The organism is Xanthomonas bonasiae (assembly GCF_017163705.1).
GTDB lineage: Bacteria > Pseudomonadota > Gammaproteobacteria > Xanthomonadales > Xanthomonadaceae > Xanthomonas_A > Xanthomonas_A bonasiae.
The window spans coordinates 40,696-56,511 of sequence record NZ_JAFIWB010000028.1; the positions used below are offsets into that span (position 1 = coordinate 40,696).

The 15,816-nt window shown below is 69.7% G+C and carries 9 protein-coding genes and 1 riboswitch; of the genes, 4 read left to right on the top strand and 5 right to left on the bottom strand.

Going from position 1 to position 15,816, the window contains the following annotated elements:
• Window positions 1-78: 78 nt before the first annotated feature.
• Window positions 79-1,098 (bottom strand): tRNA dihydrouridine(20/20a) synthase DusA, encoded by a 1,020-nt coding sequence (gene dusA / locus JR064_RS19360; RefSeq protein ID WP_206230794.1) that lies wholly within the window; start codon window positions 1,096-1,098, stop codon window positions 79-81.
• Window positions 1,099-1,241: 143 nt separating this feature from the next.
• Window positions 1,242-1,495, top strand: a riboswitch (cobalamin riboswitch).
• Between the two features lie 213 nt (window positions 1,496-1,708).
• Here dusA and metE point away from each other — a divergent pair.
• Entirely contained in the window at window positions 1,709-4,000 is a 2,292-nt protein-coding gene (gene metE / locus JR064_RS19365; protein ID WP_206230795.1) for a 5-methyltetrahydropteroyltriglutamate--homocysteine S-methyltransferase, read from the top strand.
• A 225-nt stretch (window positions 4,001-4,225) separates the two neighbouring features.
• Here metE and JR064_RS19370 read toward each other — a convergent pair whose 3' ends face one another.
• Window positions 4,226-5,689: a S1C family serine protease gene (locus tag JR064_RS19370; protein ID WP_206230796.1), complete on the bottom strand. Its 1,464-nt coding sequence runs from the start codon at window positions 5,687-5,689 to the stop codon at window positions 4,226-4,228.
• On the opposite strand from JR064_RS19370, the gene JR064_RS19375 reads away from it, so the two are divergent.
• Window positions 5,637-7,601 carry a choice-of-anchor X domain-containing protein gene (locus JR064_RS19375; protein ID WP_206230797.1) on the top strand — a complete coding sequence of 655 codons (1,965 nt, stop codon included), beginning with the start codon at window positions 5,637-5,639 and terminating at the stop codon, window positions 7,599-7,601. The genes JR064_RS19370 and JR064_RS19375 overlap by 53 nt on opposite strands.
• A gap of 172 nt (window positions 7,602-7,773) precedes the next feature.
• Here the strand turns inward: JR064_RS19375 and JR064_RS19380 are convergent, their stop codons facing one another.
• Genes JR064_RS19380 through JR064_RS19390 form a run of 3 tightly spaced genes read right to left on the bottom strand, consistent with a single transcriptional unit; the run spans window position 7,774 to window position 13,589 of the window.
• Window positions 7,774-9,216 carry an efflux transporter outer membrane subunit gene (locus JR064_RS19380; RefSeq protein WP_338123908.1) on the bottom strand — a complete coding sequence of 481 codons (1,443 nt, stop codon included), beginning with the start codon at window positions 9,214-9,216 and terminating at the stop codon, window positions 7,774-7,776.
• 5 nt (window positions 9,217-9,221) lie between these two features.
• Complete coding sequence (locus tag JR064_RS19385) at window positions 9,222-12,368, bottom strand: efflux RND transporter permease subunit (RefSeq protein ID WP_206230798.1); 3,147 nt, start codon at window positions 12,366-12,368, stop codon at window positions 9,222-9,224.
• 9 nt (window positions 12,369-12,377) lie between these two features.
• Window positions 12,378-13,589: an efflux RND transporter periplasmic adaptor subunit gene (locus JR064_RS19390; RefSeq protein ID WP_206230799.1), complete on the bottom strand. Its 1,212-nt coding sequence runs from the start codon at window positions 13,587-13,589 to the stop codon at window positions 12,378-12,380.
• A 160-nt stretch (window positions 13,590-13,749) separates the two neighbouring features.
• On the opposite strand from JR064_RS19390, the gene baeS reads away from it, so the two are divergent.
• Both baeS and JR064_RS19400 read left to right on the top strand, forming a co-directional pair.
• Window positions 13,750-15,129 carry a sensor histidine kinase efflux regulator BaeS gene (gene baeS, locus JR064_RS19395; protein ID WP_206230800.1) on the top strand — a complete coding sequence of 460 codons (1,380 nt, stop codon included), beginning with the start codon at window positions 13,750-13,752 and terminating at the stop codon, window positions 15,127-15,129.
• Window positions 15,126-15,809 (top strand): response regulator, encoded by a 684-nt coding sequence (locus tag JR064_RS19400; protein ID WP_179569706.1) that lies wholly within the window; start codon window positions 15,126-15,128, stop codon window positions 15,807-15,809. Before baeS ends, JR064_RS19400 begins: the two co-directional genes overlap by 4 nt.
• Window positions 15,810-15,816: the final 7 nt, after the last annotated feature.

Here is a 15,816-nt window from a genome sequence, read left to right on the forward strand (position 1 = left end):
GTGCAGCGTCTGTCAGGACAGCTTGCGTTGGGGACCCGGAAGCGGAGCGCGGACGAATGGCGACCCCTCCGGACATCGCTACGCTGCGACCTGCGGTGTCCCCGTGGTCATAAGCAACGCCTGTTCCACTAGCGCCCAGTCCGCGCCCGGCCGGTGCGCGCCCTCGCTGAGCACCTGGCGGAACGCGCGGCCGCCGGGCTGGCCGTGGAACAGGCCGAGCAGGTGGCGGGCGATGTGCTTGAGCGCAATGCCGTCCGCCAGGCGCGCCTCGACATACGGCTGCAGCGCGCGCAGCAACTCGGCGCGCGGCCGCGGCGCGGCGCCGGTCAGGGCCGCATCCAGCCGGTGCAGCACGTAGGGATCGTGGTAGGCCGCGCGACCCAGCATCACCCCATCGACCGACTGCAGCTGCGCCCGCGCCGTGTCCACGTCGGCCAGTCCGCCGTTGAGCACGATCTGCAGCTGCGGCCGCTCGCGCTTGAGCCGGTAGGCCCAGTCGTAGCGCAGCGGCGGCACCTCGCGGTTCTCCTTCGGCGACAGGCCCTGCAGCCATGCGTTGCGCGCATGCACCACGAACAGCCCGCAGCCGGCGGCGGCGACCTGGTCGACGAAAGCGAGGAAGACCTCATAGTCGTCGTCCTGGTCCACGCCCAGCCGGCACTTCACCGTGACCGGGATGTCCACCGCCTGCGCCATCGCCGCCACGCAGTCGGCGACCAGCGCCGGCTCGCGCATCAGGCAGGCGCCGAAGCGCCCGGCCTGGACCCGGTCGGACGGGCAACCGCAGTTGAGATTGATCTCGTCGTAGCCCCACTCCTGGCCGATCCGCGCCGCCTGCGCCAGCAGCGCCGGATCGCTGCCGCCGAGTTGCAGCGCCAACGGATGCTCGACCGCATCGAAGCCCAGCAGCCGCGCGCGATCGCCCAGCACCACCGCATTGGCATGCACCATCTCGGTGTACAGGCGCGCCGACGGCGCCAGCAGCCGGTGGAACACGCGGCAATGGCGGTCGGTCCAGTCCATCATCGGCGCGACGGACAGGCGCAGGGAGGCGGCGTAGGCCGCGGACAGGTCGGAAGCAGGAAGCGGAAGCGTCATCGGGCGCGGCGGTGCTGCGCTCCCGCCTGCGGCGGAAGCGTCAGAGCATTGGCTTTGGGATCAATAGCTTACACGTTCGCCATGAACGCTGCCGATGCCCGCCCGCAAATTCACTTGGCGCTTGACCAACCGCCGCATCCGGCCTATCGTGCGCTCGCCGAAGGTATCCATCGCTTCATTCGGATGAAGGGATGGATTTAAACGGGAATCCGGTGAAGGCCGGCGCCGCAAGCGCCTGCCCATTCCGGAGCTGCCCCGCAGCGGTGAATGGAAACGACCTCCGTCAATGGCACTGGGCCGGCGCATGCCGGCCTGGGAAGCGACGGACAGTAGGTGCGCAGCCGGCACGGTGCGCTCGTCCATCAGCCCGAATACCGGCCCCGGCCGGAGGACCTGTGCGTCCTCCGATTCGACCTGGCGCCTCCGCGGGGAGGCGGCCGGAAGCCGTGCCGTGGCCCTGCGCCGCGCCGCGCTCTTCCGCCTGCCCGCGTGGCGCCGGTTCGCCCGCGGGGGCGAAGGTCGCTGGCGTGGCGGGCGTCCCGTGCGAACGGGCGGACGGCGCGCGGTTCCTTCGTTCCTCAATGCCCATGAACGCAATGAGGAAACGCAAATGACGATCGTGACCAACCTGGGCTTCCCGCGCATCGGTGCGCGGCGCGAGCTCAAGCGTGCGCTGGAAAGCTACTGGCGCCGCGAAACGGATGAGGCAAGCCTGCAAGACACGGCGCGGCAGCTGCGCCAGCGGCATTGGCGGCTGCAGGTCGAAGCCGGGGTGGATCTGCCGCCCAGCAACGACTTCAGCCTGTACGACGCGATGCTCGACACCGCGTTCCTGTTCGATGCGATCCCGCAGCGCTACCGCGCGCTGGCCGATGCCGATCCGCTGGCCGGCTACTTCGCGATGGCGCGCGGCTCGCAGGAGGACGGCCTGGACCTGCATGCGCTGGAAATGACCAAGTGGTTCGACACCAACTACCACTACCTGGTGCCGGAACTGGCACGACGCCAGCACTTCCGCCTGCGCGGCGACAAGCCGCTGGCCGAGTTCCTGGAAGCCAAGGCGCTGGGCATCACCACGCGGCCGGTGCTGATCGGGCCGGTGACCTTCCTGCTGCTGTCCAAGACCGTGGACGGCAGCGACCGCTGGGCGCTGCTGGACAGCCTGCTGCCGGTCTACGCCGAACTGCTGCAGCAGCTCGACGCGGCCGGCGCCAACTGGGTGCAGATCGACGAGCCGGCATTGGTGCTGGACCTGGACGAGGCCGCGCGCGCCGCCTATCGCCGCGCCTATGCGTTCCTGGCCCAGGCGCCGCGGCCGAAGCTGCTGCTGACCACGTATTTCGGCGAGCTGGGCGACAACCTGGAGCTGGCCGCGGCGCTGCCGGTGGACGGCCTGCATGTGGACCTGGTGCGCGGCGTGGCGCAGCTGGACGCGGTGCTGCAGGCGTTGCCGGCCGACCGGGTGCTGTCGGCCGGACTGGTCAACGGCCGCAACGTGTGGCGCACGCCGCTGGACAATGCATTGACCCTGGCGCGCTACGCGGCCGGGCATGTCGGCCTCGAACGCCTGTGGCTGGCGCCGTCGTGCTCGCTGCTGCACGTGCCGGTGGATCTGGAACAGGAAAAGGCGCTGGACCGCGAGCTGTACGCCTGGCTGGCCTTCGCCAGGCAGAAGCTGCAGGAACTGCGCACGCTGGCCGACGCGCTGCACGAGCTGCCGCACGCGCAGGCCGAACTGGTCGCGGCGCGCGAAGCGCTGGAGGCGCGGCGCGCGTCCGCGCGCGTGCATCGGCCGGAGGTCACGCGCCGGGTGGCGGCGCTGGGCGAGGATGCCGGCCGCCGGCAATCGCCGTATCCGCAGCGGCGCGAGGCGCAACAGGCAGCATTGCGGCTGCCGGCCTACCCGACCACCACCATCGGCTCGTTCCCGCAGACCGCACAGGTGCGGCAGGCGCGCGCGCAGCACAAGGCCGGCAAGCTCGGCGATGCCGAGTACGACGCGTTCCTGGCCGCCGAAACCGAGCGCTGCGTGCGCACGCAGGAGCAGATCGGGCTGGACGTGCTGGTGCACGGCGAGTTCGAGCGCAACGACATGGTCGAATACTTCGGCGAGCAGCTCGACGGTTTCGCCTTCACCAAGCAGGGCTGGGTGCAGAGCTACGGCTCGCGCTGCGTGAAGCCGCCGATCATCTACGGCGACGTGCAGCGGCCGGCGCCGATGACGCTGCGCTGGACCCAGTACGCGCAGTCGCTGACCGACAGGCCGATGAAGGGCATGCTGACCGGGCCGGTGACGGTGCTGCAATGGTCGTTCGTGCGCGACGACCAGGAACGCGCGCAGACCTGCCGGCAGATCGCACTGGCGCTGCGCGACGAGGTCCGCGACCTGGAGGCGGCCGGCATCGGCGTGATCCAGATCGACGAGCCGGCGATCCGCGAAGGCCTGCCGCTGCGCCGCGCCGACTGGCAGGCGTACCTGGACTGGGCGGTGCAGTGCTTCCGCATCGCCGCGGCCGGGGTGCGCGACGCCACCCAGATCCATACCCACATGTGCTACTCGGAGTTCAACGACATCATCGAGGCGGTGGCGGCGATGGATGCGGACGTGATCTCGATCGAGACCTCGCGCTCGCGGATGGAGCTGCTCGACGCATTCGTGCGCTTCCGCTATCCGAACGCGATCGGCCCGGGCGTGTACGACATCCACTCGCCGCGCGTGCCCAACACGCAGGAGATGGTGCAACTGCTGGACAAGGCGCGGGCGGTGCTGGATCCGCAGCAGCTGTGGGTCAATCCGGATTGCGGATTGAAGACGCGCGGCTGGCCGGAGACGCGCAGCGCGCTGGAAGCGATGGTGGCGGCGGCGCGGCAGCTGCGCGCGCAGCAGGCGCAGGCGGCGTAAGCAAGCGACTGGAGCCGACGATGCCCGGCGTGCTGCACGCCGGGCATCGCAGCGGCAGGAGTGCCCGGCATGCCGGTTCGCCGGCATCGCCGCGCAGCGCCTGATTGATGCGCCGGTCCTGGGGAGCAGGCCTGCCCTGCCGCACCGCGCTGCGCATCGCGGGCTGATGCGACGAACACGCCGCAGATGGCAAAGCACCCCCGCAACGCTACAGTCGAGCGCGACTCACTCCGTCGTTGCCGCAGCGGCGGCGGGCACTGGCGCGGGCACCGCAGCGGCAGTGCCGTCTGCAAACAGCAGGCTCAGTTGCTGCATGCGGCGATCGCGCCATATCTGCGCCGGCACCGGAATACCTGCGCGTAGCCCAGCCACCAGGGGCCGCACGTCCTGAGGGGCGCCGACAGGCCGGCCGTCGATCTCCAGCAACACGTCCATCGGTTTGATCCCGGCGTGCATGGCGACGCTGCCATCGATCACCTTCACGATCCATGCGCCGCGCGCGGCAGGCAGTCCGGTGGCCTGCGCCACTTCCGCGGTGACCGGCGCGATACCCACTCCCAGCGCTCTGGGTGCCGCCGCCGCAGCGGCCACGATCTGCGTTGCGGACGGCGAGGTCGGCGAAGCAGCAACCGCGGCGGGCGTCCGCCCGCTAGGCATCCACGCCACTTCGGTGAACTTGGTGTTGAACCCGCCGAACAGCCTGCGATAGTCGCGACTGGCCTTGCCTGCTTCGCCCTGGGTGTCGTACGCGGTGCAGGTGGTGCCTTCGTCCGGCAGGCCATGCGCGCGCACGGTCTGCTTGAATTCCTCGGCGTACGCCGCACTCTGCGTGTAGACCGCCATCGGATCGGCGCCGGTGGGCATGACGAAGACCTGGCTGGCGACCGTGCGCGCCAGGTCGCTGCGATCGGGAATATCGACCTGGGTCGCGTAGCAGTAGAAATAGCGCATCGTCTGCGCAGGCGCCTTGGCCGTGGCATCCCACGGCGGCGGCGTCCAGTCCACGTCGCGCCAGCTGCCCACCTTCATCAGGAACAGGCGTTTGCTCCATATGGCGCGCTGCTGCTCGCGCTGCGCCAGCGCGTCCTCGCGCCCGGGACCGAGCGCGCATTCCTTGGTTCCGGCCCCGCCCAGGCTGCCCACATGCTGCAGGAAATCGCTGGCCAGCTCGTTGCTGCGTCGCAGCCAGCCGGTGGCGTCGTCTTGATAGGACACCTCGACGACCGGCGAGGCCCAGACCTTGGCCGGCACCCCGCCGGTGTCGGTCACGCTGCAGAAGGCGAACGCGCTGCGGATCGGCGCAGGCGCTTGCGCCAGGCCCGCGACGGGCGCCAGCGCGGCGCAAAAAATAGACAAATGCAGTGCATTGCGCAGCATCCGGACATCCCCCTGGCTGTTCCAGCATCCCCGCCGGCACCGTGGTGCCGCCCCAGCGCAGACACTAGACCATCCGCCGCGTCTGCACCACAACGCAACGCGCGCGGCGGTGCTGCAGCGCATCGTGGAACTGTCATCGTGGCGGGGTATAACGCAGTCACGTCGCGGCGAGGGGGCGCTGCATCCGCTGCGCAGGCGTGCGATCGCAATCGCGATCGGCGCACTGTCCGGCTTCGCACTGTTCAAGGAGAGAGCCGCCATGTCGACGCTACCGACGTTGTCCCTGCTGTCCACGCTGCTGCTGTCGCCCATGCTCGCGCATGCGGCCGAGCTGGTTCCCAAACAATTGGCCGGTCCTCCCGAGGAATTCGCGCAGATGCGCGCGCCGGCGCCGGCCGAGGCCGCGATCCTGTCCAAGAGCGCGTTGCTGCCGGTGGAATTCGCTTCCGCACGCAGCGGCGAGGCGGCGCAATGGCAGGCGACGCTGCCGGTGGAAAACGGCAAGCTGCGCTTCGTGCTGCTGTCCGGCACGCACGACTGGCAACCGCAGTTGCACGCGCCCGGCGCGGCGAACGCTCGCGCCAGCGCCGCCGCCATCGTGCCGAACGCCGTCGCCACCCGCCTGGGCAGCGGCGACACCGCGCTGCCGGGGCGCGAGTACCGCGTGGACAGCGCCGCCAACGGCAGCTGGACCCTGACCCTGCGCGCCGACGGCGGCGCCGCGCAACGCGGCTACCTGTTGATGGAAGGCGATGCGCGCACCCAGCTGGCGTCCTATCCCAGCGACCGCCGGCAGCTGCACAGCGGGCAGCGCATCGGCCTGACCGCGATGCTCGGCGGCAGCGACAACCACGGCGCCACCACGCTCGGCGCCACTACCGGGCACATCCGCGATGCGCAGCTGCGCGTGACTGCGCCCGACGGCACGGTGACGCAGTGGCCGATGGCCGACGACGGCCGCCATGGCGACGGCGCCGCCGGCGACGGCGTCTATGCCGGCGATTTCCCGGCAAAGGCGCCAGGCAGCTATCTCGCGCAGGTGGTGGTGCACGGCGAGGACGCGGCCGGCCAGGCCTTCGTGCGCACCTCCGAACACGTGCTGCCGGTGCTCGACACCAGCTTGCGCATCGCCGCCGACGCGGTGAGCGCCAGCGCACAGGACGGCACCCGCCTGGCGCTGCCGATCCCGGTCAGCGCCAGCGGCCAGGCGCCGGCGCATTACCGCGTGCTCGGCGAACTGTGGGGCACCGGCCGCGACGGCAGCGCGGTGCCGGTGGCCTGGCTCGGCGGCATGCTCGCGCCGCAGAACGGGCGCCTGCCGCTGAGCGTGGACGAACGCTGGATCGTGCGTGCCGGCGCGCGCGCGCCGTTCACGCTGCGCAACCTGCGTATCGAGGACCCGGACCATTTCGTGCCGCTAGCCACCCGCGACACGCTGGCACTGACCCTGCCGGCGCTGCGCCGCAGCAGCGTGGCGCGCGGCGGCGCGATCGACGCCAGCATGCGCATGGGCGAGCGCCCGGCGACGCTGCAGCGCGCGGCGACCGATGCGCAAGCGCAGGCGACCGGCAAGCGCCTGGTGCTGGTGCATGGCTATTGCTCCGGCGGGGTGTGGCCGGCGGCGCAGTTCAGCAACGCCTCGACCTTCCTGGACGCCAACCAGAACCGCGGCAACGACCAGTTCGCGCAATTGCTGGGGCAGTTCGGCAGCCAGTGGAATTCGTTCGGCACGGTGGCGCACAGCCAGGGCGGCATGGCCGCGCTGCACCTGTACAGCTACTACTGGAGCGGGCTGGACAATGCCAGCGGCGGGCGCGTCATGCAGTCGGTGGGCACGCCCTACCAGGGCACCAACCTGTCCGGCATCCTGGCCACGGTGGGGTCGTGGTTCGGCGTGGGCTGCGGCAGCAACAGCGACCTGACCTACGACGGCGCCAAGGCCTGGCTGGCCGGCATCCCGACCTCGGCGCGGGCGCTGGTCAACTACTACACCACCTCCTTCGCCAAGACCAACTGGTACACCAACGACTACTGCAACGCGGCCTCGGACCTGGTGCTGGACGACCCGGAGGACGGCGTGGTCGAGCAGGTCAACGCGCAGCTGCCGGGCGGGGTCAACCGCGGCCACACCACCGGCCAGTGCCACACCACCGGCATGCGCGATCCGGCGCAATACCTGGACGCCAGCCGCAACGCGACGATGAACGCCAACGCGGCGCGGTGAGGGGCCGGGATTGGGATTGGGGATTGGCAAAAGCGGCTGCACCGGGCCTGTAGGCTCGGTGCAGTTTCGATCCGAATGCCGCTTTTTGTAGGAGCGGCTTCAGCCGCGACAGGCGGCACTACCGGTAACGCCCGTCGCGGCTGAAGCCGCTCCTACAGGCATCGGGGAGGCGCTAACGCCCTGCCTCCGCCACAGGCATGCCGCTCTGCGCGTCGGCACCGCCGCCGAGCACCTTGTACAGGGTCACGCGGTTGCTGGCCTCGGTCAGGCGCAGGGTGATCAGGTCCTGCTGCGCGGAGTACAGCGAGCGCTGCGAGTCCAGAGCGTCCAGGTAGCTGTCCACGCCGTTGCGATAGCTTGCGTCGGCCAGGGTGTAGCTGCGCTGGGTGACATCCACCAGCGCGCGCTGCGCGTCCATGCGTTCGTCCAGTTGCGCACGCGTGGCCAGCGCATCGGCCACTTCGCTGAAGGCGGTCTGGATGGCCTGCTCGTACTCGGCGACATTGACGTCGCGGGTGATCTTGGATTCGTCCAACTCGGCCTTGAGCGCGCCGGCACGGAAGATCGGTACGCTGATGCTGGGCACGAACGACCAGGTGCGGTTGCCGGCGTCGAACAGGCTGGACAGCGCGGTGCTGCTGCGCCCGGTGGAGGCGGTCAGCGAGATGGTCGGGAAGAACGCCGCGCGCGCCGCGCCGATGTCGGCATTGGCCGATTTCAGCGTGTGCTCGGCGTACAGCACGTCCGGGCGCTGCAGCAGCACGCGCGACGGCAGCGGCGACGGCAGCGGCGCCAGCGCCACGCCGCTTTCCAGTGCGGTCGCCTGCGGCAACGTATCCGCCGTCACCGGCGCGCCGACCACCAGGTCCAGCGCATTGCGCGAGGTGGCCAACTGCGTGGTGTAGCTGGCCACGTCGGCACGCGCGCTCTCCACGCTGGTCTGCACCTGCGCCAGATCCAGCCCGGAGGCAATGCCTTCCTGATGCCGCGCCTCGGTGAGCTTCAGGGTCTGCCGCTGGCTGTCCAGGGTCTGCTGCGCCAGCGCCAGCCGCTGCTGGTCGGCGGCCACGGTCAGCCAGTCGGCGGCGACTTCGGCGACCAGGCTCATGCGCGTGCTGCGCTGGGTCTGCGCCGTGGCCAGATAGGTTTCCAGCGCCTCGTTCTTCAGGCTGCGGATGCGCCCGAACAGGTCCAGCTCCCAGCTGCTGATGCCGACGTCGGCCGCGTAGGTGCGGCCCACTTCGGAGCGTCCGCTGCTGCTGGTGGACGCACTGCTGCGCGAGGCGCTCTGGCTGCCGCTGAGGTCCACCGACGGGAACAGATCGGCCCGCTGGATGCGGTACTGCGCGCGCGCCTTGTCGATGTTGAGCACGGCCACGCGCAGGTCGCGGTTGTTGTCCAGCGCCTGCGCGATCACCTGCTGCAGGCGCGGGTCCAGGAACACCTGGCGCCAGTCCAGCGTGGCCACATCGGCGGCATCGCCGCTACCGGTGCCGCTGTCGGCGAAGGTGGCCGGCACCGGCGCGTCGGGACGGGCGTAGCTCGGCGCCATGCTGGCGCAGCCGGCGAGGACACCGGCGCAGGCCAGGGCCAGCGCGGTACGGATCAGGGACACTCGGATCACGGCGTTGCCTCCTCGCTGCGCAGCGGTTCCGGTTCGGCCCGCTTGCCGGGGAACAGACTGCGCACGATCACGTAGAACAGCGGTACGAAGAAGATGCCGAGCATGGTCGAGATCAGGGTGCCGCCGAGCACGCCGGTGCCCAGCGAATGGCGCCCGCCCGAACCGGCGCCGCTGCTGATCACCATCGGCAGCACGCCGAGCATGAACGCCAGCGAGGTCATCAGGATCGGCCGCAGACGCATGCGCGCGGCATGCAGCGTGGCTTCGATCAGCGGCTGGCCCTTCTCTTCCAGTTCCTTGGCGAACTCGACGATCAGGATGCCGTTCTTGGCCGCCAGGCCCATCGTCGCCAGCAGGCCGACCTGGAAGTAGATGTCGTTGGACAACCCGCGCAGCCACGTCGCCAGCAGCGCGCCGACGATGCCCACCGGCACCGCCAGCATCACCGAGATCGGGATCGACCAGCTCTCGTACAGCGCCGCCAGGCACAGGAACACGAACACCAGCGACACCGCGTACAGCATCCAGGTCTGCGCGCCGGAAGCCTGCTCCTGGTAGGACATGCCCGACCAGGCGTAGCCGACATCCTTGCCCACCTTGCCGACCAGCCCGGCGATGCCGTTCATCGCGTCGCCGGAGCTGATGCCGCTGGCGGCGCTGCCGGTGATCTCCATCGACTCGACCCCGTTGAAGCGATTCAGTACCTGCGGCGCATACGCCCATGCGCTGCTGGAGAAGGCCGAGAACGGCACCATCGCCTCGCTGCTGTTGCGCACGTACCAACGGCCGATGTCGCTGGGCAGCATGCGCGCGCTCGCCTCGCCCTGCACGTAGACGCGCTTGACCCGGTTGTTGTTGAGGAAATCGTTGACGTAGCTGCCGCCCATCACCGTGGCCAGCGTGGTGTTGATGTCCGACGCGTCCAGGCCGAGCGCGCCGGCCTTGGCGTCGTCGATCTGCACGCGGTAGGTCGGCGCGTCTTCCAGGCCGTTGAAGCGCACCGCGGTCATGCCCTTGTCCGCGTTGGCCAGCTGCAGCAATTGCTGGCGTGCGGCGACCAGCGCGTCGTGGCCCTTGCCGGCCACGTCCTGCAGTTCCAGGGTGAAGCCGGAACTGGTGCCCAGGCCGTTGATCGCCGGCGGCGACAACGCGAACACCTGCGCGTCGGGCAGCGCGCCCATCATCGCGCCGGTGATGCGGTTGGCGATTTCCTGCGCGGAGGCATCGCGCTCAGCCCAATCCTTGAGCTTGATGAAGCCCATGCCCGAGTTCTGGCTGCTGCCGGCGAAGCTGAAGCCGGAGATGGTCATCACCCCCGCCACTTCCGGCTGCTTGAGGATGAAGCCGGTGGCCTGATCGATCGACTGCTGGGTGCGCTGCTGGGTGGCGCCGGCCGGCGTGGTGAACATCACCATCAGCATGCCCTGATCTTCTTCGGGCAGGAACGAGCTGGGCAGGCGCCAGAACAGCAGCGCCATCACCGCGAGCAGCACCAGATAGACCAGCCCGCCGAGCTTGCGGTGGCCGATCAGCTTGCCCACGCCGCGACCGTAGCCATCGGCACCGCGGTCGAAGCGGTCGTTGAACCAGGTGAAGAAGCGCCCGAGCAGGCCCTTGCGTGACACGTGGCCGCCCTGCTCGATCGGCTTGAGCAGGCTGGCGCACAGCGCCGGACTCAGGGTCAGCGCCACCAGCAGCGACAGCAGCATCGCCGCGGCGATGGTCACCGAGAACTGGCGGTAGATCTCGCCGGTGGCGCCGCCGAAGAACGCCATCGGCAGAAACACCGCGGTCAGCACCAGGGCGATGCCGACCAGCGCGCCGGTGATCTGCCCCATCGAGGTATAGGTCGCCTGCCGCGGCGACATGCCCTCCTCGCTCATCAAGCGCTCGACGTTCTCCACCACCACGATCGCATCGTCCACCAGCAGGCCGATCGCCAGCACCATCGCGAACATGGTCAGGGTGTTGATCGAATAGCCGAGCAAGGCCAGCACGCCGAACGTGCCCAGCAGCACCACCGGCACCGCGATCACCGGCACCAGCGTGGCGCGCCAGTTTTGCAGGAACAGGTACATCACCAGCACCACCAGCACGATCGCCTCGAGCAGGGTCTTGACCACTTCCTCGATGGAGATGCGCACGAACGGCGTGGTGTCGTAGGCGACTTCGTATTTTAGGCCGGCCGGGAAATACGGCTTGAGCTGCTCCAACTTGGCTTCCACCGCCTTGGCCGCGTCCAGCGCGTTGGCGCCGGTGGCCAGTTGCAGGCCCATGCCGGAGGCGGCCTTGCCGTTGTACTTGGAACTGGACGAATACGACTTGGAACCCAGTTCGACCCGCGCCACGTCGCGCAGGTACACGGTGGCGCCGCCGGCCTGCGACTTCAGCACGATCGCCTCGAACTGCGCCGGGGTCTTGAGCTTGCTGCGCGAGGTGACCGTGGCGTTGAGTTGCTGGCCCTGCGCCGCCGGCAGCGCGCCGAGCGCGCCGGAGGAGACGTCGGCGTTCTGCGCCGAGATCGCGTTGCTCACGTCCGAGGGCATCAACGCATAGGTGCGCAGCTTTTCCGGATCCAGCCACACCCGCATCGAATACTCGGAGCCGAACACGTTGACCCCGCCGATGCCGTTGAGCCGGCTGATCGGGTCCTGCAGCGTGGACACCATGTAGTCGCCGATGTCGGTGCTGTCCATGCTGCCGTCTTCGGAGGTGAAGGCCAGCACCATGAACATGCTGCTGCCGGCGGACTTGGTGACGGTCACGCCATTGCTCTGCACCGCCTCGGGCAGCATCGACTCGCCTTGCGAGACCTTGTTCTGCACCTGCACCTGCGCGGTGTCCGGATCGGTGCCGGAATCGAAGGTCAGGGTGATCGAGGCGCTGCCGGCGGAGCTGCTGCTGGAGGACATGTACAGCAGGTTGTCCAGGCCGGTCATCTGCTGCTCGAGGATCTGCGTCACCGAGTTCTGCACGGTCTCGGCGGAGGCGCCGGTGTAGGTGGCGCTGACGGTGATCGAAGGCGGAGCGATGTCCGGATACTGCTCCAGCGGCAGCGACAGGATCGAGATCGCGCCGGCCAGGGTGATGACGATCGCGATGACCCAGGCGAAGATGGGACGGTCGATGAAGAAACGGGCCATGGCGGTTCCTCAGTCGGCCTTCGGCGCGGCCGCGGCGCCCTGCGTGGCCGCGGGTGCGGTGGTGGCCGCATCGGTCGCGGTTACTTCCACCGCCTTGACCTGGGCGCCGACCGAAACCTTCTGCACGCCCTGCACGATGACCTTGTCGCCCACCTTCAGCCCGTCGCGCACCACCCACTTGTCGCCGATCGCATCGCCGGTGGTCAGCACCCGCTGCGCGACCTTGTTGTCGCTGCCGACCACCAGTGCCACCGCCTCGCCCTTGCTGTTGCGGCTGATCGCCTGCTGCGCCACCAGGATGGCCTGCTCGTCCACCGCCATCGACAGCACCGCCTTGACGTACATGCCCGGCAGCAACAGACGATCGGGATTGGGCACCACCGCACGCAGCTTGACCGTGCCGGTGGCGGTATCGACCGCGGCATCCACCACTTCCAGCGTGCCGCTGCGCGCGTAGGTGCTGCCGTCCTCCAGCTGCAGCTTCACTTCGGCCTTGCCGTCCACCGCCTTGAGCTGGCCGGCGTCGAGCTGGCGGCGCAGCTGCAGCAGTTGCGCGCTGGACTGGGTCACGTCCACGTACATCGGATCGAGCTGGTTGATGGTGGCCAGCACGTCGCTCTGGCCGGCGCTGACCAGCGCGCCCGGCGTGTAGCTGGAGGTGCCGATGCGGCCGTCGATCGGCGCGGTAATGCGGGTGTAGTCGAGATTGATCCGCGCGGTCTGCAGCGAGGCCTTGGCCGCGACCACCGCCGCCTCGTTCGAGCGCAGCGTGGCCACCGCGTCGTCGCCGTCCTGCTTGCTGACCGCGTCCAGCGCGACCAGGGTCTGGTAGCGCTGCGCCTTCGGCCTGGCCGACAGCACCGCCGCCTCGGCCTGGGCCAGGTCGCCCTTGGCGGTGTCGTACGCCGCCTGGTAGCTGGCCGGATCGATCTCGTACAGCACCTGCCCGGCCTTGACGTCCTGGCCCTCGGTGAACAGGCGCTTGCGCAGGATGCCGCCGACCTGCGGGCGCACGTCCGAGGTCATGTAGGCCACGGTGCGGCCGGACAGGGTCTGGTCCAGCGCCAGCCGCTGCGCCTTCACCGTCTGCACGCCGACCTGCGCCTGCGGCATCTGCGGCGGCTGCTTGGAGGAACACGCGGCCACTGCCGCGGCGATGGCCGCGGCCAGCAACCAGCGCGAGGACGAGACGGGGAAGCGACGGGCGACGACGGGCAGCATGCGGCGAACTCACGGTTTATCCGAATGTGGCCACGCTACGGCGCGAATGTGCAGCAAATTTGGAGATTGCCGGCAGCGGCGCGGATTCGCTTGATTTCCCCTGCGGCGACGCGGCTAATACGCAACACCCCCCGTCGCCGCGTCCCGCATTGCCTCTCCGATGAAACTGGGCATCACCGCCAAGCTGTTCCTCGCCATCCTCGCCGCGTGCGTGGCGGTGCTGCTGGTCAATGGCATGGCCGTGCAGGTCTTCCTCAAGCGCCAGTTCCTGGATTACCTCAACGAACAGGGCGTGGAGCGCATGCTGGAGACCTTGCCGCGGGTCAGGGCCGAGTACGCGCGGCATGGCAACTGGGACTTCGTGCGCGACAATCCCGATGCCTGGTTCGTGCTGATGCGTCCGGAGCACGGCCCTGGCCTGCCGCGCCTGCCGCCGCCGGTGTCCGACCAGACCGGCGCGGTCTTCCGCTTCGCCGTGCTCGACCAGAACTACCGCTCGGTGATCGGCAATCCCGATGTCGGCCGCGACGACATCCTGCGTCCGATCGTGGTCGACGGCCGCACCGTCGGCTGGATGGCGATGCTGCCGTTCCAGAAGGTGCTGGCGGCCGAGGACGCGCGCTTCTACCAGGCGCAGCAACGCGCATGGTGGACGATCGGCAGCGCCTCGCTGCTGGTCGCCGCGCTGCTCGGCTGGCTGCTGTCGCGCGCCTTGCTGCGGCGCATGCGCGGCCTCACCGGCGCCACCCATCGCCTGGCTGCCGGCGATTACGCCACCCGCATCGACACCGGCGCGCGCGACGAATTCGGCCAGCTGGCGCGCGACTTCAACCTGCTGGCGCAGGCGCTGGAACACAACGAACGCGCACGCCGCGAGTTCATGGCCGACATCTCGCACGAACTGCGCACGCCGCTGGCGGTGCTGCGCGCCGAACTGGAAGCGCTGCAGGACGGCATCCGGCCGATGACCCCGGCCTCGCTGGGCTCGCTGCACCAGCAGGTCGGCCAGCTCGGCAAGCTGATCGAAGACCTGTACGACGTCTCGCTCACCGACGTCGGCGCGCTCGCCTACCGGCGCGCGCCGGTCGATCTGGCGCTGATCCTGGCCACGGTGCTGGCCGGCGTGCAGGCGCGCTTCGCCGCCGCGCCGTTGCAGTTGCAGGTGCAGATCGACGCCGGCCCGCTGCAGGTGGACGGCGACGAGCGCCGGCTGCAGCAACTGCTCGGCAACCTGCTGGAGAACACGCTGCGCTATACCGATGCCGGCGGCACGGTGCGGGTCAGCTGCGTGCGTCGCGACACGGTGCTGGAACTGGTGGTCGAGGACAGCGCGCCGGGCGTGGACGCGGACAAGCGCGAGCGCCTGTTCGAACGCTTCTACCGCACCGAGGCCTCGCGCAACCGCGCCAGCGGCGGCAGCGGCCTGGGCCTGGCGATCTGCCGCAACATCGCCGAAGCGCACGGCGGCTCGATCAACGCCGAGGCCTCCGCGCTCGGCGGCCTGCGCGTGGTGCTGCGCCTGCCGGCGCTGCCGGCATGAACGGCCTGGATCCGATCGGCCACATCCTGATCGTCGAAGACGAACCGCGCCTGGCCGCGGTGATGCGCGAATACCTGCATGCGGCCGGCTATTCGCACGACTGGATCGCCGATGGCGCGCAGGCGCTGGGCGCGTTCCGCGCGCAGAAGCCGGACCTGGTGCTGCTGGACCTGATGCTGCCCAACCGCGACGGCCTGGAAATCTGCCGCGACCTGCGCAAGGAAAGCGCGGTGCCGGTGATCATGGTCACCGCGCGCGTGGAGGAGATCGACCGCCTGCTCGGCCTGGAGATCGGCGCCGACGACTACATCTGCAAGCCGTTCAGTCCGCGCGAGGTGGTGGCGCGGGTGCAGGCGGTGCTGCGCCGCCATCGCCACGATCCCAACGACGCCGCAGCGCCGGGCCTGCGCATCGACGAAGACGCCTGCCGCGCCAGCGTGCATGGCCGCGACCTGGACCTGACCCAGGTGGAGTTCCGCCTGCTGCGCACCCTGGCCACCGCCCCGGGCCGGGTGTATTCGCGCGAACAGCTGATGGACCGGCTGTATGCCGACCACCGCATCGTCACCGACCGCACCGTGGACAGCCACGTCAAGAACCTGCGCCGCAAGCTCGCCGACGTCGGCGGCGAAGAGTGGGTGCGCTCGGTGTATGGGGCGGGGTATCGGTTTGAGCCGTGATTCGGGA

Coding starts and splice junctions, on each gene's coding strand:
- metE (WP_206230795.1), top strand. CDS start 1,709: ATGACGATCGTGACCAACCTGGGCTTCCCGCGCATCGGTGCGCGGCGC.
- baeS (WP_206230800.1), top strand. CDS start 13,750: ATGAAACTGGGCATCACCGCCAAGCTGTTCCTCGCCATCCTCGCCGCG.
- JR064_RS19375 (WP_206230797.1), top strand. CDS start 5,637: ATGTCGACGCTACCGACGTTGTCCCTGCTGTCCACGCTGCTGCTGTCG.
- JR064_RS19370 (WP_206230796.1), bottom strand. CDS start 5,689: ATGGGCGACAGCAGCAGCGTGGACAGCAGGGACAACGTCGGTAGCGTC.
- JR064_RS19400 (WP_179569706.1), top strand. CDS start 15,126: ATGAACGGCCTGGATCCGATCGGCCACATCCTGATCGTCGAAGACGAA.
- JR064_RS19390 (WP_206230799.1), bottom strand. CDS start 13,589: ATGCTGCCCGTCGTCGCCCGTCGCTTCCCCGTCTCGTCCTCGCGCTGG.
- JR064_RS19385 (WP_206230798.1), bottom strand. CDS start 12,368: ATGGCCCGTTTCTTCATCGACCGTCCCATCTTCGCCTGGGTCATCGCG.
- dusA (WP_206230794.1), bottom strand. CDS start 1,098: ATGACGCTTCCGCTTCCTGCTTCCGACCTGTCCGCGGCCTACGCCGCC.